The following is a 17,361-nucleotide window of genomic DNA, read 5'->3' on the forward strand; positions in this document are numbered from 1 at the left end:
GCTTCAGCCTGTCACACCGACCTGGGCACCGGGAGCCTTCGCCGCGTCGACGGCGAGCGCGGCGGCACCGACGATCGCCGAATCGTCGCCGTGGTGCGCGGCCCGGATCCGGGCCAGCGGGCGGTGCCCGGCACCGGTGATCTTGTCCGCGTAGCGTTCGCGCGCCTCGTCGAGGAACAGCGGCGCCGATTCGGACACCCCGCCGCCGATCACGATGATCTCGGGATCGAAGACGTCGGCGACCAGGGCCAGGCCCTCGGCCAGCCATTTCGCCAGCTCGGTCATCGCGCGCTGGGCGATCGGGTCGCCGTCGCGGGCGGCACCGGCGACCCGGCGGCCGGTGACCGAACCGGGGTCTCCCCTGGTCTCACGCGCGAGGACGGTCGAGCGGCCGGGATGCCGCGCGAGCAGCTCCACCGCCGTGGCGGCCAGCGCCGTCCCGCTGCAGTACCGCTCCCAGCAGCCGTACTTCCCGCACGGGCAGGGCCTGCCGCCGGGGACGACGGTCAGGTGCCCGAGTTCCGGCGCGACGCCGTACGCGCCCCGGTAGATCTTGCCGTCGAGCAGCAGTCCCGCGCCGATCCCGGTGCCCAGTGCGATCAGCGCGGCGACATGAGCGCCGCGGGCGGCCCCGAAGCGGTATTCGCCGACCGCGGCGGCGTTCACGTCGTGTTCCAGGGTGACCGGCAGGCCGACCCGCTTTTCGATGCGCTCGGCGACCGGCGCGGCACGCCAGGACAGATGCGGCGCGAACATCACCGTCCGCCGGTCCTTCGCGACGAACCCGGCGACCGCGAGGCCGACACCGGAGACGTCGTGCCGGTTGCGGAGGTCTTCGACGACCCCGGCGATGGCGTCCTCGAGCGCGTCCTCACCGCTGGGCGTCCCGACCCTGGCCGTGTCCATCAGCGAGCCGTGCTCGTCCACCACGCCGGCGCGCACACTCGTGCCCCCGACGTCCACCCCTACCGTCAGCAACTCAGTTCTCCCGGTCCGGCTGCCAAGCGTCGCGCCTGGTCACCGTGATGTGCTGGACCCGCGAAGCTCCCACCTGGACATCTTCGGCCGTGGGCTCCTTCCGCGCAGGCTGGAACCCCGGCATGTGCACGCCGGCCTCGGGTTCCCATCGATCGGCGAGCACCGCCCGCAGCAGCGCGACGAGCTGCGCGGCCTGCTCCATCAGGCGGGCCACGAACTCGGGCCGCTCCCCCCGGAAGATCCCGACGATGGCGCAGAGCGGGCACCATTCGCCGGAATCGTGGTCGGTGCAGCCGTGCCCGGCGGAGATCAGCCCCTCCAGCCACGGCGCGGCGTGCTCGACGACCAGCTCGACCAGCAGGCGGATCTCTTCGACCAGGTCGAGCGGCGCCGATCCGGTGTTCTCGTCGTTCTCGCTCACCCGGGTCCCCGGTTCCCGGCCAGGTTCACGACCAGGCCGTGCGCGTCGGATTCCGCACCGGTGATCCGGCACGGGCGCAGCATCTCCGGCAGCGCGATCAGCCGCCGGAAACCGTCCACGGTGACGGCGAGATCATCGTCCACTCTGGCCAGGTCCACTTCGGAGTCACGGTGCAGCGGCACCGCGATCCGCAGCTCGTAGCCACTGTCCGATTCGGACACCCGCAACAGCGGGGTCACCCCTTTTTCGTTGCCCGCCAGGGGGTCCAGCCCCTGGTAGAGCTCGTACGCTATTTCCTGCAGCGCCTCGAGCCCCACCGGCTCGACCGCGCGATACTCGACGGGCTTCACCTGCCCTGGCCCGAAACCCGCGTCGGCGAGTTCGGCGAGGACGGTGTTCTGCTGCGTACGCCGGGTCCGCATCCAGGCGGCCGCCGCGCCGCGCCAGAACCCGGGCGCGGGCATCAGCCGGTTGACGATCAGGCCGTCGACCAGGATTCCGCGCAGGGCAAGGGAACTGAGCGTGCGGCGGGCTTCCGCGACGACGACGCGTTCCGGCGTCAGCACGAGCCGCACGGTCGTGGTGGCCGGATCGGTCAGCAGGGTGCGCAGCGACTCCAGGTGCGCGCCGAGCCGCCGCACCGCGGCCGCCGTCCGCCGCGCGCCCGGTTTGAACATCCGCGACAGGTAGCCGGAGACGGCTTCGGGCAAGGCCAGCAGGCGCAGCGTTTCCGCGGTCGGTCCACAGTCGACGACGACCGTCTCCCAGGGACCGTGCTCGGCGAGGCGCTGCACCTCGGTGAGGGCGAGGAGTTCGTCGACGCCGGGCACCACCGTGAGCTCTTCCGCGTCGAGCGAGTCGAGACCCGCTCCCGCGAGCGCGATCTGGAGTTCCTGCCGGAGCTCGCGCCACGTGCTGTCGACGAGGCCGCGCGTGTCGATCTGGGCGGCGTGCAGCAGCGTGTCCACTTCGGACGGTTCGCCGCCGAGCGCGCGGCCGAAGGCGTCACCGAGGGAATGCGCAGGGTCAGTCGAGACCACGAGCGTCTTCCTGCCCCGCCCGGCCAGTGCCGCCGCCGTCGCCGCGGCCAGCGTGGTCTTGCCGACACCCCCCTTGCCGGTGAACAGCAGGATCCGCATGCCTACCCTTCGACTCAGGATGCTTCAGCGCGCTTCTTGAGCTCCTTGAGCGCGGTGTCCATGACCATCTTCTCGGCCTTGCGGCGCAGCAGCCCGATCATCGGCAGCGCCAGCTCGACGGACAGCGTATACGTGACCTTGGTGCGGCCGGCGTCCAGCGCTTCGAGGGCGTAGCGGCCGTTCTGGGCCTTCTGCATCTGCCCCTTGACCAGGTGCCAGCTGACTCCGTGGCCGTCGGCGTCCCAGTCGTACTCGAGGGTGTAGACGTCCTTGATGGGTCCGGCGTCGAGGGTGAGTTTCACCTGCTTGGCGCGGCCGTTGTCGTCCTCGGCGAGGACCTCGGTCTCCCGGACGGCCTTGGCCCATTCCGGGTACGCGGGGAAGTCGGCGATGACGGCCATCACCCGCGCGGGCTCGGCGTCGACCTCGATGGACTGCGTGGACTGCTCGGCCATGCCCCGAACTCTAGCCGGGACCGGCGGTCACCAGCGAAGCACGTACGGCTGAGAGGTCTCTTTGAAGTGACCGACGTTACGGCATTCGGTCCTGCCGAGCCTCGTCCTCGGGGTCAGCGGCTGGTGGACGTGCCCGAAGACCGACCAGCGCGGCCGCTGCTCGCGGATGAGATCCACCAGCGCCGCCGACCCGATCTCGGAGCGCCGGGCGATCACGTCGTAGGTCAGTTCCGGGACGGCGGGCGGGATGTGGGTGCACAGGACGTCCACCTTCTCCAGGCCGGCGACCGCGACGTCGTACTCCTCGCGGGTGCGCAGGTACGGCCGCCAGAAGCCGTTGCGGCGCGGGACCACGTTCGGCGGGAGCAGCGCGCCGCCGATGAACCCGAAGCGCAGCCCGCCGAATTCGGCGACCTCGCCGTCGAGGACGGTGATGCCGTCGCCGGCGAACTCGGGCCACAGCGACGGGTCGTCGACGTTGCCGGGGGTCGCGAACGTCGGCGCGGTCAGCGCTCCGAAGAGGACGGCGTACTGGTCCTGGATCGCCTCGCCGACCGCGGCGGCGGGATCGGCCAAAGTGGCCCACAACGATCGCGAGAAGGCAACGGTCTCATCACGAGTGCCCTCACGCCTCAGCCGCGCGAACTCGCCGACCTTCTCGGCGCCGAACAGCGCGCCCATGATGCCTTTGTCGTGCTCGCGGTAGTCGACGAAGTCCAGCAGGTCGCCCAGCACGATCAGCGCGTCGGCGCCGTCGCCCGCGCGTTTGAGCGCGTCGGCGTTGCCGTGCACGTCCGACACCACGTGAACCCGCATGCTCTCCCCTACTCGGCCCGGGGACCGACCCCGGGCTCGCGCCCGTCCTCGAGGACCTCCTTGAGCCCGAGCGCGATCGCCTTGGCGGCACGGGCCCTGCGATCGAACTCCCGCCGCAGGTCACGGGCCTGGAGCGGACGAGGCTCCCCGTCCGGACCGGCGGGCGTGGCACGCAGGAAGTAGTGCAGCAAAGTGCCGTCGAGCACCGGCTCGAGCCAGACCTCCATGGTACCGATCAAGGCGCCGCGCACGGTCCAGCGCAGTCCTTGGTCGCCACGGTCGGTGTAGACCTCCAGGACGAGGTCCGGCCAGTAACGTGACCAAGATCGCGGATCGGCGAAGGCGGCGGCGACGGTGGAGGGCGGGACCACGATGAAGGTCTCGTCGACGATGTCGAGAGCTGGCGGCGCCTGGTTCACAGCGGCAGAATGTCATGCCCTGGGTATGGCCGATTCGTCAGCATGGTCTTAAGGTGCACGGCACGCTAAGTTGACTGGCGGGTAACACCGGTCACACCACTTGCACGCGAACACGGAGGTTCCTCGTGCGCGAATACAGCGCCCCCGCCGCCACTCCGGTGAACGACGACGAAAATCTCGCCGACGTCGTCTGGGCGAACGCCGAGCGGTTCTCCGATGTGGTGAGTTTCCGCCGCCAGGTCGACGGTACCTGGTTGGACGTCACCGCCAAAGACTTCGCCGCCCAGGTTCTGGCCGTGGCCAAGGGAATGGCCGAGGCGGGCATCGCTCCGGGCGATCGAGTCGGGCTCATGTCCAAGACCCGTTACGAATGGACCCTGATCGATTTCGCGATCTGGGCCGCCGGCGCGGTCACCGTCCCGATCTACGACACGTCCTCGGCCGAGCAGGTCCACTGGATCCTCTCGGACTCGGCCGCGAAGGCCGTGTTCGTCGAGACCGACGAACACGTCGCGACGCTGGAGACCGTCAAGGGCCGTCTCGACGCCCTGGAGCACACCTGGCAGATCGAGGGGGGCGCCGTCGAACGCCTCACCGAGCAGGGTGCCGGGCTCAGCGACGACGACCTGCACGAGCGCCGCCGCACGGTGAAGGCCGGCGACCTGGCCACGATCGTGTACACCTCGGGGACGACCGGCCGCCCCAAGGGTGTCGAGCTGACCCACCGGAACCTCCTCGCCGAGATCCGCGCCGACATCGCCGCGTTCCCGCAGCTGATGGAGCAGGGCAACTCGCTGCTGGTGTTCCTGCCGCTCGCGCACGTCCTCGCCCGCGCCATCGCGGTGACCGCGCTCAGCGCGCGGGTGACCCTCGGGCACACCTCGGACGTCAAGAACCTCGTCGCCGACCTCGGCACCTTCCGGCCGACGTTCGTCGTCGCCGTGCCGCGGGTGTTCGAGAAGGTCTACAACGGCGCGAAGCAGAAGGCGCACGGTGACGGCAAGGGCAAGATCTTCGACGCCGCCGAAGCCACCGCCGTCGCGTACAGCCAGGCCCAGGACACCGGCGGTGCCGGGCTGGGCCTCAAGATCAAGCACGCGCTGTTCGACAAGCTGGTGTTCACCAAGCTGCGCGCGGCCCTCGGTGGCCGGTGCGTGGCCGCGGTGTCCGGCGGTGCCCCGCTCGGCGTGCGGCTCGCGCACTTCTTCCGCGGCATCGGTGTCCCGGTGTTCGAAGGCTACGGCCTGACCGAGACGTCCGCCGCCGCCTGCGTCGGCACCCAGGACGGATTCCGCGTCGGCACCGTGGGCCGCCCGGTCGCCGGCACCTCGGTGCGGATCGCCGAAGACGGCGAGATCCTGCTCAAGGGCGACGTCGTCTTCAGCGGCTACTTCAACAACCCCGAAGCGACCGCCGAAGCGCTCGAAGACGGCTGGTTCCACACCGGCGACCTCGGCGAGCTGGACCGGGACGGGTTCCTCAAGATCACCGGCCGCAAGAAGGAGATCATCGTGACCGCGGGCGGTAAGAACGTCGCCCCGTCCGGCCTCGAGGACACCATCAAGGCCAGCCCGCTGGTCAGCCAGGCGATGGTCGTCGGCGACCAGCGGCCGTTCATCGGCGCGCTGATCACCATCGACGAGGAGTACTTCCCGTCGTGGAAGTCGCAGCACGGCAAGCCCGCCGACGCCTCGGTGTCCGACCTGGCCGACGACGCCGAGCTGCGCGCCGAGATCCAGACGGCCGTCGATCAGGCCAACAGCGCGGTTTCGCAGGCCGAGGCGATCAAGAAGTTCACGATCCTCTCGAAGGACTTCACCGAGGCAGGCGGCGAGATCACGCCGAGCCTGAAGCTGAAGCGCAACATCGTGAACAAGAACTACGCGACCGACATCGAGGCCCTGTACAAGAAGTAGGCTCGTGAGTACGTGAAGGCCCCCTTCACTGCGTCTCGCGCAGTGAAGGGGGCCTTCACGTACTTGAGCGGGCCAGGCTGGGTGTTGCGAAAGTGGCTTTCGCAACGCCTCCGACGATCATCCACTGTGGACAGAGCCGTCCCGAAGGTGACCTTCGGGACACCCCACCTGCGCGGCGAAAGCGCCCTTCAGCCGATCTTCGCGTCCCACTCGATGTGGTGCCGGTACAGCCAGTTCCGGTCCCGGTCGGACGTCGTCCCCGACGACACCGCCGCGCTGCCGGCCACCAGCTCCTCGACCCGCGCCCGCCGCAGCCGCTCGTAGGCCGCGAAAGCCGTTGGCGCGTCGGGAAGATCCCGCAGACACTGCGCCAGCACGACACTGTCCTCCAACGCCATCGACGCGCCCTGCCCCGCGGCGGGCGAGGCCGCGTGCGCCGCGTCGCCCACGAGCACCATCGACTCGGTGAACCACACCGGCGTCGAGGGGACGTCGTAGGAATGCCCGCCGAAGACGTCGTCCCCGGTGGACTCGATGATTTCCGCGGCAGGCAACGGTTCCCCCTCGAAAGCGGCGAACGCGGCCGAGCGCCATTCGGCTGGCGACAGGCCCGAGCGCACTCCCTCGGCCGTGGGAAGCCGCGCGAACCAGTACGTCGCACCGTCGGGCGTGCTCGTGTAGCCGAAGTAGGCATGCAGGCTCTGAATCATCCGATAGAGGGACGGCGCCTGCGGGACGCCCGGGTCGGTCGTGTAGCCGTAGACGACGTCGAGGCCCGTCGAGCGCGGAGGCGGGCAGTCCGGGTCGATGATGGTCCGGACGACCGAGCGCAGCCCGTCGGCGCCGATCAGGATGTCGCCCTCGGCCACGGAACCGTCCTCGAAGCGAGCGACCCCCGGTGTCGCGGAGACCAGCCGTTTCCCGCGCTCGAAGGCGATCCCGCGCGAGATCGCCTCCTCCTGCAGCACGCGATACAGCGCCGCGCGGGTCATCGTGCGCGGCCCGGCGAGACCGTCGATGTCGAACGACCGCCGTTCGACGGTCCGCCCGTCCGGCGTCACCAACTCCAGGCCCACCGCCTCGAAGGACTTGTCGATCACCGGCCCCTCGGCGCCGATCGCGCGCAGGGCGTCCATGCCGTTGTGCATGATCGTCAGGAACGCGCCCGCGTCTTCGCCGCCGGACGGATACGCCTCGTGGACGCTCGCCTCGATCCCGGCCCGCTGCAACGCCATCGCGGTCACCGTGCCCGCGATACCGCCGCCGATGATCACAGCCTTCACCGCTGACCCCCTGTCGTGTCGCCGTCACCCGAACCTACCGGGAAACGGCGACCCGACGGAGAGGGTTACGCGCCGCCGCTGGCGACGATGTCGCCGTTGACCCCCTTGGGGAAGAACCCGCCCTCCTTCACCGGGCCGGGGTTCAGGTAGACGACGTTCAGCACCCTGTCCGCGCCGCGGCCGAAGCAGATGCCGTTGGCGTCGGCGGGCACGATGTTGGCCTGGTTGCCGAGCAGGATGCCCTGGTCGTCGTCGCCGGGACCGTCGAGGGTGTCGCGGGCGTTGGAGATCTTGGCCGCCGCGTCACCGAGGCCGCGGTCGAACAGCGAGGTCCGGATGGTGGCGGCGTGATAGGCCTCGGCCGCCAGGATGCCCGCGGCCGCGTCCAGGAAGGTCTTGTTGGTGATCAGCGGAGCGGCGCCCTTGTAGGCCGTCACGCCGACGTCCTCGAACAGGAACGCCGCCAGCAGGAAGTTCTTCTCGTTGGCGAACGGGTCGAACTGCTGGTACTCGCTGATCAGCCCGGCCGCGCGGGCGGCGGCGGTGAAGCTGTTCTTCAGGTCGATCTCGGGCCGCGACACCGCGGCCTCGCCCAGCGCGCCGCGCAGGAACTTGACGTGCGCGACCTCGTCGCCCGCGATCTCCTTCGCGAACTGGTGCAGGGTCTTGTCGTGGAACATGACCTTCTTGCCGCCGACGACCCCACCCTGGGCGCCGACGCCGCCGGTGAGGTCGTCCGGCAGCCCGCGGCCGTGGACGGCGAAGGAGTAGAACTCGGCTTCGAGGTACTCCAGGTTGAGCGCGAAGTTGAGCACGGCCGCGTCACTAGGGGCTTCCGCGGCGGCAGCGGCCTCACCCGTCGCCGATGCGGACGAAGTGGCCTGCACCCCGAGGTAGGTCGCGCCGACCACACCGAGCCCCGCCGCGCCCGCGGCCTTCAGGAACCGGCGGCGATCCGTGCGGTTCTCGGCGCTGCGCGAGATCAGGGTACGAACGAAGGGCTTTCCGAACACGAGTGGTTCCTCTCGTCTTTGCGGTGCACACCCACCCACTCGGACGTTCGGAACCACCCGTGACCCGGATTGGAGAAGATCTCGAACTTATTTCTTCGTCGCCGCGGCAAGGCGGACGCAGACGGCGAGACCGCGGATGGCCTCTTCGACCTCGGCCAGCTCAGGGTACGTCGGCGCGATGCGGATGACGGCGTCCTCGGGGTCGTCGCCGTACGGGTGGGTCGCGCCGGCCGGGGTCAGGGCGATCCCCGCCTCCTTGGCCAGCCGCACGACCTCCTTGGCGGTCCCGGACGGCACGGTCAGCGAGATGAAGTACCCGCCGGTCGGCTTGGTCCAGGACGCGAGGCCCGATTCGCCCAGTTCCTTGGTCAGGATCTCGTCGACGGCCGCGAACTTCGGCCCGATGAGCTCGGCGTGCTTGCGCATGTGCTCGCGGACGCCCTCCTCGTCGCGCAGGAACTGCGCGTGGCGGAGCTGGTTGACCTTGTCCGGGCCGATGGTCCGCTTGCCGATAAGGCCGGTCCACCAGGCCAGGTTCGCCTCGGAGGCGCCGAAGAAGCCGACACCGCCACCCGCGTAGGTGACCTTCGAGGTGGAGCCGAAGACGAACACGCGGTCGGCGTTGCCGGCCTCGGTGGCCAGCGCGAGCAGGTCCGCCAGCCGCGCCTCTTCGTCGGTGAGGTGGTGCACGGCGTAGGCGTTGTCCCAGAAGATCCGGAAGTCCGGGGCGGCCGTGGTCATCGTGGCCAGGCGGCGCACGGTGTCGTCGCTGTAGGTGACGCCGGTCGGGTTGCTGTACTTCGGCACGCACCAGATGCCCTTGACCGCGGCGTCCTCGGCGACGAGGCGCTCGACGACCTCCATGTCCGGGCCGGTCTCGGTGAGCGGCACCTGGATCAGCTCGATCCCGAAGCGCTCGGCCAGCGCGAAGTGACGGTCGTAACCCGGCACGGGGCACAGGAACTTGACGCTCGGCTCGTCCGCCCAGCGGCGCTCGGCGCCGGGGAGCTTGCTGAGGAAGGCCTGCACGATCGAGTCGTGCATCAGCTCCAGGCTGGAGTTGCCCGCGGCGAGCAGCTGCTCGGCCGGGACCTGCAGCGGCCCGGCGAAGATGCGGCGGAGCTCGGGCAGGCCCTTGAGGCCGCCGTAGTTGCGGACGTCCGTGCCGTCTTCGGCCTTGCGCACGTCTCCGGGGAGGGCGAGCAGCCCGTCGGCGAGGTCCAGCTGGCGGGGGGACGGCTTGCCGCGGGTGATGTCCAGGGAGAGGCCACGGTCGACGAGGGCCGCGTAGTCGCGGCGGGCGCTCTCGACATCGACAGGTGCAGTGGTCATGCCTAACGCTAAACCCGGCGGCGTTCCGGTGTGAGACGAGGGTGGCCCTAGGCCCCGTGCGCACAAGATCCGATAACGGTTCCGGCGTGTTTTTCAGCGATCGTAACGAGGCCAAATCCCCTATTGTCCCGTCACCTTTTCCCGCATTCTCGGCAGTACGAGGAAAAGGGGAGAGAAATGGGAGCGAAGAAATGGGCGGCGGTGCCGCTGATGGCGGCGGGCACGCTGGCCGCGTGCGCGGTACCGAATCAGGGAACGGCGCTGCCCGCCGTCACGGTGGCCGCTCCGCCGAACACGATCGTGATCCAGCCACCCGCCGTCGCCGCTCCGCCGCAGACGGTTTATGTCACGCCCTCGGTTCCCGTGGCGCAAACGGTGATCGCCTTCTACGACGCGATCAACCGGCGTGATTTCCTCACCGCGTGGAATCTCGGCGGGCAACGACTGGCGAAAGGCGGCTCTTATGCCTCCTGGGCCAGTGGATACGCGTCGACTTCCTGGGCCGCCGTCACCGTGCGGAGCGTGAGCGGGAACACCGTGTACGTCGACCTTTCGGCCCGGCAGACCGACGGTTCGCTGCGGACTTTCTCCGGTTCCTACACCGTTTCCGACGGCACGATCACCGGCGCGAACATGAAACGCCTTTCCTGATCACAACGGAGTCAGCTGGGAGATCTTCCACCGTCCGTCGACGCGTTGCGCGGTGACCGAAAGCTGCGAGACCGTCGATTGCGGCGCGCCGCCACCGGCGGTCATCGTCTGCTGGTCGAGGAACAGCAGCACCTCGGCCTGGTCCCCGCGCAGGGACCGGACACCCAGCGACCGGACGGTCGTCGTCCGTACGAGCTTCTGTTCCTCGGCCCGTTTCCGCGCCGACGCGAACTGGTCCCGGTACTGCCCGGTCGCCTCGCCGGTCAGCACCTCGCCCGCGGCCCGCTCGGTACGCGCGAGGTTGCTGTAGTCGTAGGAGAAGACGGCCTTCACCCCGGCGCCGACCTGGTCCGCGACCTCGGCCGTGGCGGCCTGGTCCACCAGCGCCGCGTTGCCGTCCGAGCCCAGCGAGGACGCCTGGAGGCCGAACCACACGGCGCAGCCGGTGGCCACCACGATGATCGCGAGCAGGATCCGCGGGACGCGGCCGGTCATGATCCCGCCGCCTGGACCGCGCTGACCTTCCAGCCGCCCTCGACCCGCTGGTAGTCGACGGTCAGCCTGCTCACCTTGGGCGCGGCCGGGCCGCCGCCGGTGCTGACCCGCACGTCCAGCACGGCCATCAGCCGTGCCGTCCCGGCGGCGGCGTCGAGTTCGGTGACCGCGGCCTGTTTGAGCTCGGCGGTCGCGACGGTCTTGCTCGCGTTCGCCCGGTCGATCTGGATCTGCCGGTCGCCGGTGAGGTCCTTGCCGAGCCGTCCCGTGGTGACGCCGAGCCAGCGGTCGACGTCCTGGGCGCCGCTGCGGTAGTCGATCGTGTTGAGCACTTCGAGCTGGCCGGACGCGGCGGCCAGGACGGCTTCGCGTTCTCTGCCGCGCGCCAGGCCGTCGTCCTGGGCCGCGCTCCACCACGACCAGCCGAACCAGGCGGCCGCGAGGACCGCCAGCGCGGCGACGACGGTGAGGGCACGGGTGAGCACTACTTGCCGCCCAGCAGCGCGCCGAGCCCGCCGGGAGCGGATCCGGAGAGCAGGCTCAGCACGCCCGGCAGCTGGGCGGATTCCGCCGCCTGCGGGGTCTGCTTCGGCCGCTCCGGAACCGCGGGCGGCTTTCCTGCGTACGGCGCGTTCTGCGAACCGCGCACGCCGGTTGGGCTGCCCGGCGGCTCGGCGCAGTACGCCTGGGTGTTCACCGGTGCCTCGGTGGTGTCGTTGGCGGGGCGCTGTTTCGTGCCCTCGTACCCCTTCGTGCACGAGACCGGATCGAAGAAGTTGAACACCACGCCCAGGTGACCGGTGCCGTCCGGCGACGTCGAACGCGAGAACGCCGAGATGATCGGGTACGCGACGAGCAGTTCCTCGATCGCGTCGGTGCGGGCGGACGTGATCTGGGCGGTCGTGAGCGTGTTCGCGAACAGCACGCCGAGGTCGGTCCCGGAGACCGCGAGCACGTCGCTGATCTGGCGGCTCAGCTTCGGCGCCTCGTCGATCACGCGCCGCAGGTCCGGGTCGGAGGTCTTCAGCTGCGCGGCGATCGTCTTGAGCCCGCTGGAGAACTGGGTGATGTTGTCCGCCTGCCGCCGCTGGGTGTCCAGCACCGTCCGGGAGTTGGCGAGCAGGCCCTGGGTTTCGGGCAGGTACTGCGTCGCGGTCGCGGTGAGCGAACCGGTGCTGTTCAGCAGCTGCCGCAGATCCGGGCCGGCGTTCGCGAACGCCTCGTAGGTCTCGTCGACGACGGTCTTCAGCGAATCCGGCTTCACGCTCGACACCAGTTTGTCCAAATTGGACAACACGGTCTCCGGCCCGAGCGGGATCGAGGTCCTGTCGCGTTTGATGACCGACCCTTCGGCGAGGTACGGCCCGTTTTCGTGCATGGGCAGCAGGTCGACGTACTGCTCCCCCACCGCCGACCGGTTCGCGACCGCGGCCTTGGTGTCCGCGGGGATCTTCGGCGCGCTCGAATCGATGTCGAGACCGAGGTCGATACCGTGTTCGGTGAGCGTCATCGACGCGACCTTGCCGACCGCGACACCGCGGTAGGAGACCTCGGCGTTGACGAAGATCCCGCCGGAGTCCACGAGCTGCGCGGTGACGAGGTAGCCGCGGGTGCCGAAGAGCCGGTCCAGCCCGGCGTACTTGCCGCCCGCGTACACGACCGAAACCACCGCGATGACGACGAACGCCGCCAGCTGGATCCTGGTCTTGCGTGTGATCACCTGCCACCTCCGAGCAGCGGACCGAGGATCCCGCCCAGTACGCCGCCGAGCACATCCCCCTGCGGTGCCTGGGGAACCTGCGGGAGATCACCGGCGGGGAGCGGCAGCACCGGTGGCGCGGCACCGTTGTTGAACGGGATCGCGCCGGGCGTGCCGGTACCCTGGGTGCCCGGCAGCTGGATGATCGGCTGCGACGAGTTGTTCATGTTCTCCAGGAACGTGTCCAGCTTGAGGTCGATCTTCGCTTCGACGTTCGCGTAGTCACCCTTGATCACGTTGCCCGCGTAGTCCGGGAACGGGTACGTGAGCAGGATCCGCAGCGCCGTCGGCAGGTCCTGGCCGGCTTCGGTCAGCTTCTTCAGCGTGGGCTGCAACGCGCGCAGGTTCGCGACCAGCGTGTCCTTGCTCGCGTTGATCGTCTCGGTCGCGACTCCGGACAGCGTGTTCAGCGACTGCAGCATGCCGACGAGCTGGTCCCGTTGCTCGGTCACGACCTTGAGCCCCGGCGAGAGGTGGTCCAGCGCGTTCGTGAGGTTCTGCGTCTGGCCGACGAGGGTCTTGGACAGCTTGTCGAGGCCGTCGATGGCGCGCAGGATCTCGCCCTTGTGCCCGTCGAGTTCGGTGGCCAGCTTGTCCACTTGGGACAGCAGGGAGCGGACCTCGGCCTCGTTGCCGGTGAGCGCGTCGTTGAGTTCGTGGCTGATCTTCTGGATCTGCTCGACGCCGCCACCATTGAGCAGCAGGGAAAGCGCACCGAGGACCTCTTCGACCTCGGGGTTGCGGTTCGTGCGATCCAGCGGGATCTTCGCGCCCTCGGCGAGCGTCCCCTCGGGCTTCTCGGGGGCGTGCAGGTCGACGAACTTCTCGCCGAGCAGGCTCGACTGCCGCAGCTCGGCACGAGCGTTCGCGGGCAGCGCGATGTCGCCGTTGACGACCATGCTCACCCACGCCGAACGCGTGTCCGGCGCGAGATCGATCTTCTCGACGCGGCCGATCGGGACGTCGTTGACCTTCACACTCGCCTGCGGCACGAGGTCGAGTACGTCGGAGAATTGCGCGGTGAGCCGGTACGGGTGGTCACCGAGATCCGCACCGCCCGGCAAGGGAGTGTTGTACAGCCCCGAAAAACCGCCGTCACTGCAACCGGCCAGCACCAGGACGCCCGCCATCACTCCCGCGATCTTCTGCCGTTGCCGCCTCATTTCGGGATTCCCTTGGTCATGACGTCGACGAGCGGGAGCGGCAATGGTGGCAGCTCACCGCTTTGCAGTGAGGCCAGCACCTGCGGCACCGACGGGAGTTTCAGCGTGCCGTCGAGGACCGGCGCGAGCTGCTTGCAGATGTTGCCCAGCGCGTCCGGGATCGGCTTCGGCGTGCTCGCGCTGATCAGGCGGCACACGGTCAGGATCGGCGGATGCGTCAGCTCGTTCAGGTTGTCCCGCACCGCGATCGTGCCGGACGCGGCGTCGTAGGAGTTGATGAAGTTGGTCGCGCCGGTCGGCGCGATGTCGATCACCTCGGCGAGCGAGGCCCGCTGGTCCACGAGCACCTTGGTCAACCCGGCCAGCTTGTCCACATTGGACGACAGGAGGTCCTTGTTCTCCGCGACGAACTTCTCGACGTCACCCATCGCCGTCGCCAGTGAGCTCAGCGCGGCGCCCACGTCGGCGGAATCCGCGGCCAGGAAGCCGCTCACATCCGCGGCCCGGCGGTAGAACTCGTTGAGCTGCTTGTCGCTCTCGGCCAGCGCGCCGGTGAAGGAGTTCAGGTTCTGGATCGTGGTGAACAGGTCGCCTTTGGAGCTGTCCAGCGTCTTGGCCAGCTCGGACAGCCGCGTGACCGTGGTGTTGAGGTTCTTGCCGTTGCCGTCGAGGTTCGCCGCGGCGGTGTCGAGCACGTCGGACAGCGCGCCGTTCTTGTTGGCGCCGTTGGGTCCCAGGCTGGTCGAGAGCTTGTCGAGGCTCGTGTAGAGGTCGTCGAGTTCGGCCGGGGTCGCCGTCTTCTCCTTGGCGATCACCGTGTCCGAGGCCATCTCGGGGCCGCTCTCGTACGCCGGGGTCAGCTGGACGTACCGGTCGCTGACCAGGCTCGGCGCGACGACGACGGCACCCGCGTCGGCCGGGATCGGGGTGTCACCGTCGATCCGCATGTCGACCCGAACCGCCTCACCCTGCGGTGTGACCCCGGTGATCTCCCCGACCTTCACCCCCAGCACCCGGACCGACGAACCCGCGTAGAGCCCGACCGTCTTCCCGAAGTAGGCACTGATCCGGGTCCCGCCGGGTTCTTTGAAGACCAGCCACAGCCCGGCGGTCAGGAGCAGCACGAGGACACAGGCGAACGCGACCCAGTCGTAGACCGTGCGGGTGCGAGTGCTCATCGTCCGCCCACCCCCTGGTTCGGTGCCGCGATCGGCGGGGTGCAGCCCTCCGGGTTCACCTGGAACGCGCCCGCGATGATCGTCGGTGGCAGCAGCCCGCACAGGTAGCCCTCGAACCAGCGCCCGTTGCCTGTCGCGTTGGCGCCGACGCGGGCGAACGGCGCCATCAGCGCGAGACTGCGGCTGAGGTTGTCCTGGTTACGCTGCAGGATGTCGGTGACCTTGCCGAGTTTCTCCAGTGTCGGCTTCAGCTGTTGCCGGTTGTCGGCGACGAGACCGGACAGCTGCGCCGAGACCTGTTGCGTGCCCTTGAGCAAGGTGCTGATCGCGTCCTTCCGGTTCTGCAGCTCGGTGAGCAGGAGATTGCCGTCGTCGAGGATCCGTTTCAGCTGGGCGTTGCGGTCGGACAGCGTCTTGGACACCTTGCTCGTGTTGGCCAGCAACGTCTTCAGGTCACCGTCGCGTGAGGACACCGTCTTGGACAAGGAGGAGAGGCCGCTCAGCGCGTCCTTGAGGTACTGCGGGCTGTCCTTGAGCGCGTCGGAAAGGACGGTGAAGCTCGTCGCCAGCTGTGCCGTGTCGATGTCGCCGACCGTGCCGGACAGCTCCTGGAACGCGTCCTGCAGCTCGAACGGCGTCCGCGTGCGGTCGAGCCCGATGGTGGTGTTCGGGTCCTGGCTGCCTTTGCCCTTCGGCGTGAGCGCGAGGAACTTCTCCCCCAGCAGCGTCTTGATCTCGATCGACGCGGCGGTCGCGTCGCCGACCCGGACGCCGGAGACCCGGAACTTCACCAGCACCTTCTTGCCGGCCAGCTCCACCGAGCTGACCTGCCCGACCTTGACCCCGGCGACCTGGACCTCGTTGTCCGGCGCCAGCCCGGCGGACTCGCCGAAGTACGCGGAGTACGTCGTCCCGCTGCCGAACAACGGGATCCGGTCGGAGAAGTACGTCGTCGCCGTGATCAGCACGATCAGGATGAGCGTCACGCCGCCGACCACGGCCTGGTTGCGTTCCTTGAGCGGCTTCACGGCCCGCACCTCTCCGGTCGCTGCGTGCCGGGCAGCGGCGTGATCGGCAGTTCGATGTCGAGCGACTTGATGCCGATGCTGCCGGAGATCCCGCACAGGTAGTAGTTGAACCAGCTGCCGTAGCTCAGCGTCCTGGTGAACTTCTGCAGGTTGCCCGGCAGTACCTGCAGGAGATGGTCGAGCAGCTGTTCCGAATCGCCGAGGTTCTGCGACAGCGCGCCGAGCTGGACGACGTCGTCCTTGAGCGCCGGCCGCGCGTCGGCGAGCAGGCCGGTGGTGGCGACGGTGAGGTCGCCCAGCGCCTTGACCGCCTCCCCGATCGGCTGCCGCTGCTCGGAGAGCCCGGTGACCAGCCGCTGGGTCTGGTCGATCAGCTCGCCCAGCTGCGGCGAGCGTCGCTCGACCGTGCCGAGCACGGTGTTGAGGTTCGCGATGACCTCGCCGATGATCTTGTCCTTGCCCGCGATGGCCGACGTGACCGACGCGGTGTGCGCGAGCAGGCTGGTGATCGTGCCGCCCTCGCCCTGGAAGACCTGGATGATCTCGTAGGAGAGTTTGTTGACGTCCTCGGGGTTCAGCGCGCGGAAGAGCGGTTTGAACCCGTTGAACAGCACGGTCAGGTTGAGCGCCGGTTTGGTGCGCTCGGGCGGGATGACCCCGCCGCGTGGCAACGACTTCTCGTCCCCGATGTCCGTGCCGAGCGAGAGATACCGCTGGCCGACCAGGTTGCGGTACTTGATCGTCGCGGTCACCGAGGCCGGCAGCCGGTGCGAGGCCTGGACGTCGAAATGGACCTGGGCGAGGTTTTTCTCGCCTTCTTCGACCTCGATCTTGCCGACCTGGCCGACCTTCACGCCGACGATGCGGACGTCGTCGCCCTCCTTGAGGCCGGACGCGTCGGTGAACTTGGCCGTGTAGCCGGAGGTCTCGCCGAAGTTGGTGTTCGCGATGGTGGCGCCGAGGATCGCGGTGAGCAGCACCGTCACCACGGCGAAGACGAGGATCTTGACCAGATCCGGGATGAAGGACCTCATCGGGTGCCCCTCCCGCCTCGTGAATGGCTAGGACGGTTAGAACCACCCTTACCGCTCACGAGACCCCAGCGTGTCCGGTCGCTTCCTGCCGCCGCGGGCCGAGCGCGTTGCGAAAGCCACTTTCGCAACGTTGAAGGTTGCGAAAGTGGCTTTCGCAACGCCGGCCGGGCGGGCGTCGGGGCGACCGGCGGGCAGCCGGGGGTCACGCCCGCACCCACCGCGCGCATGTCGCGAAAGCCACTTTCGGGACACCAGAGGTCGCGAAAGTGGCTTTCGCGACG

General features: G+C 69.1%; 18 protein-coding genes. 2 read left to right on the top strand and 16 right to left on the bottom strand.

The window, feature by feature from the left end:
- Nucleotides 1-3: 3 nt before the first annotated feature.
- The 6 genes from NQK81_RS10265 to NQK81_RS10290 are packed head-to-tail and all read right to left on the bottom strand — an operon-like array spanning nt 4 to nt 4,228.
- The gene (locus tag NQK81_RS10265; protein WP_257489733.1) at nt 4-963 is read right to left on the bottom strand and encodes an ROK family protein; all 960 of its coding nucleotides are present in this window, start codon (nt 961-963) and stop codon (nt 4-6) included.
- A gap of 16 nt (nt 964-979) precedes the next feature.
- Complete coding sequence (locus NQK81_RS10270) at nt 980-1,399, bottom strand: hypothetical protein (RefSeq protein ID WP_126734868.1); 420 nt, start codon at nt 1,397-1,399, stop codon at nt 980-982.
- Nucleotides 1,396-2,538: an ArsA family ATPase gene (locus NQK81_RS10275; protein ID WP_257488000.1), complete on the bottom strand. Its 1,143-nt coding sequence runs from the start codon at nt 2,536-2,538 to the stop codon at nt 1,396-1,398. The genes NQK81_RS10270 and NQK81_RS10275 overlap by 4 nt, the downstream gene beginning before the upstream one ends.
- Before the next feature lie 14 nt (nt 2,539-2,552).
- On the bottom strand, nt 2,553-2,993 hold the full coding sequence (locus tag NQK81_RS10280; RefSeq protein ID WP_257488001.1) for an SRPBCC family protein: 441 nt from the start codon (nt 2,991-2,993) through the stop codon (nt 2,553-2,555).
- A gap of 27 nt (nt 2,994-3,020) precedes the next feature.
- Nucleotides 3,021-3,809, bottom strand: coding sequence for a metallophosphoesterase family protein (locus tag NQK81_RS10285; RefSeq protein ID WP_126734870.1), 789 nt, complete (start codon nt 3,807-3,809; stop codon nt 3,021-3,023).
- Nucleotides 3,810-3,817: 8 nt separating this feature from the next.
- Complete coding sequence (locus NQK81_RS10290) at nt 3,818-4,228, bottom strand: polyketide cyclase / dehydrase and lipid transport (RefSeq protein WP_192745515.1); 411 nt, start codon at nt 4,226-4,228, stop codon at nt 3,818-3,820.
- A gap of 125 nt (nt 4,229-4,353) precedes the next feature.
- On the opposite strand from NQK81_RS10290, the gene NQK81_RS10295 reads away from it, so the two are divergent.
- The gene (locus tag NQK81_RS10295) at nt 4,354-6,144 is read left to right on the top strand and encodes an AMP-dependent synthetase/ligase (protein WP_126734872.1); all 1,791 of its coding nucleotides are present in this window, start codon (nt 4,354-4,356) and stop codon (nt 6,142-6,144) included.
- A gap of 188 nt (nt 6,145-6,332) precedes the next feature.
- Here the strand turns inward: NQK81_RS10295 and NQK81_RS10300 are convergent, their stop codons facing one another.
- The 3 genes from NQK81_RS10300 to NQK81_RS10310 all read right to left on the bottom strand — a co-directional run bounded on the left by NQK81_RS10300 (nt 6,333) and on the right by NQK81_RS10310 (nt 9,772).
- A complete protein-coding gene (locus tag NQK81_RS10300) occupies nt 6,333-7,427 on the bottom strand; it encodes an FAD-dependent oxidoreductase (RefSeq protein WP_257488002.1) in 1,095 nt (364 codons plus the stop codon).
- A 65-nt stretch (nt 7,428-7,492) separates the two neighbouring features.
- Nucleotides 7,493-8,440 carry a ferritin-like domain-containing protein gene (locus NQK81_RS10305; RefSeq protein WP_192745518.1) on the bottom strand — a complete coding sequence of 316 codons (948 nt, stop codon included), beginning with the start codon at nt 8,438-8,440 and terminating at the stop codon, nt 7,493-7,495.
- Nucleotides 8,441-8,527: 87 nt separating this feature from the next.
- Nucleotides 8,528-9,772 carry an aspartate aminotransferase type Ic gene (locus tag NQK81_RS10310; protein ID WP_257488003.1) on the bottom strand — a complete coding sequence of 415 codons (1,245 nt, stop codon included), beginning with the start codon at nt 9,770-9,772 and terminating at the stop codon, nt 8,528-8,530.
- A 177-nt stretch (nt 9,773-9,949) separates the two neighbouring features.
- Here NQK81_RS10310 and NQK81_RS10315 point away from each other — a divergent pair, with 177 nt between their 5' ends.
- On the top strand, nt 9,950-10,423 hold the full coding sequence (locus tag NQK81_RS10315; RefSeq protein ID WP_257488004.1) for a hypothetical protein: 474 nt from the start codon (nt 9,950-9,952) through the stop codon (nt 10,421-10,423).
- Here the strand turns inward: NQK81_RS10315 and NQK81_RS10320 are convergent, their stop codons facing one another.
- From NQK81_RS10320 to NQK81_RS10350, 7 genes are read right to left on the bottom strand one after another with little or no spacing between them, the layout of a single operon-like run.
- Nucleotides 10,424-10,918 carry a hypothetical protein gene (locus tag NQK81_RS10320; RefSeq protein ID WP_126734877.1) on the bottom strand — a complete coding sequence of 165 codons (495 nt, stop codon included), beginning with the start codon at nt 10,916-10,918 and terminating at the stop codon, nt 10,424-10,426.
- A complete protein-coding gene (locus tag NQK81_RS10325; RefSeq protein ID WP_257488005.1) occupies nt 10,915-11,403 on the bottom strand; it encodes an Rv1363c family protein in 489 nt (162 codons plus the stop codon). The genes NQK81_RS10320 and NQK81_RS10325 overlap by 4 nt, the downstream gene beginning before the upstream one ends.
- Nucleotides 11,403-12,638, bottom strand: a complete 1,236-nt coding sequence (locus NQK81_RS10330; RefSeq protein ID WP_257488006.1) for an MCE family protein — start codon at nt 12,636-12,638, stop codon at nt 11,403-11,405. The genes NQK81_RS10325 and NQK81_RS10330 overlap by 1 nt, the downstream gene beginning before the upstream one ends.
- Complete coding sequence (locus tag NQK81_RS10335) at nt 12,635-13,840, bottom strand: MCE family protein (protein ID WP_257488007.1); 1,206 nt, start codon at nt 13,838-13,840, stop codon at nt 12,635-12,637. Before NQK81_RS10335 ends, NQK81_RS10330 begins: the two co-directional genes overlap by 4 nt.
- On the bottom strand, nt 13,837-15,018 hold the full coding sequence (locus NQK81_RS10340; protein ID WP_126734880.1) for an MCE family protein: 1,182 nt from the start codon (nt 15,016-15,018) through the stop codon (nt 13,837-13,839). The genes NQK81_RS10335 and NQK81_RS10340 overlap by 4 nt, the downstream gene beginning before the upstream one ends.
- Complete coding sequence (locus NQK81_RS10345; RefSeq protein ID WP_257488008.1) at nt 15,015-16,046, bottom strand: MCE family protein; 1,032 nt, start codon at nt 16,044-16,046, stop codon at nt 15,015-15,017. Before NQK81_RS10345 ends, NQK81_RS10340 begins: the two co-directional genes overlap by 4 nt.
- A complete protein-coding gene (locus NQK81_RS10350; RefSeq protein WP_257488009.1) occupies nt 16,043-17,080 on the bottom strand; it encodes an MCE family protein in 1,038 nt (345 codons plus the stop codon). Before NQK81_RS10350 ends, NQK81_RS10345 begins: the two co-directional genes overlap by 4 nt.
- Nucleotides 17,081-17,361: the final 281 nt, after the last annotated feature.

The organism is Amycolatopsis roodepoortensis, assembly GCF_024628825.1.
Classification (GTDB): domain Bacteria; phylum Actinomycetota; class Actinomycetes; order Mycobacteriales; family Pseudonocardiaceae; genus Amycolatopsis; species Amycolatopsis roodepoortensis.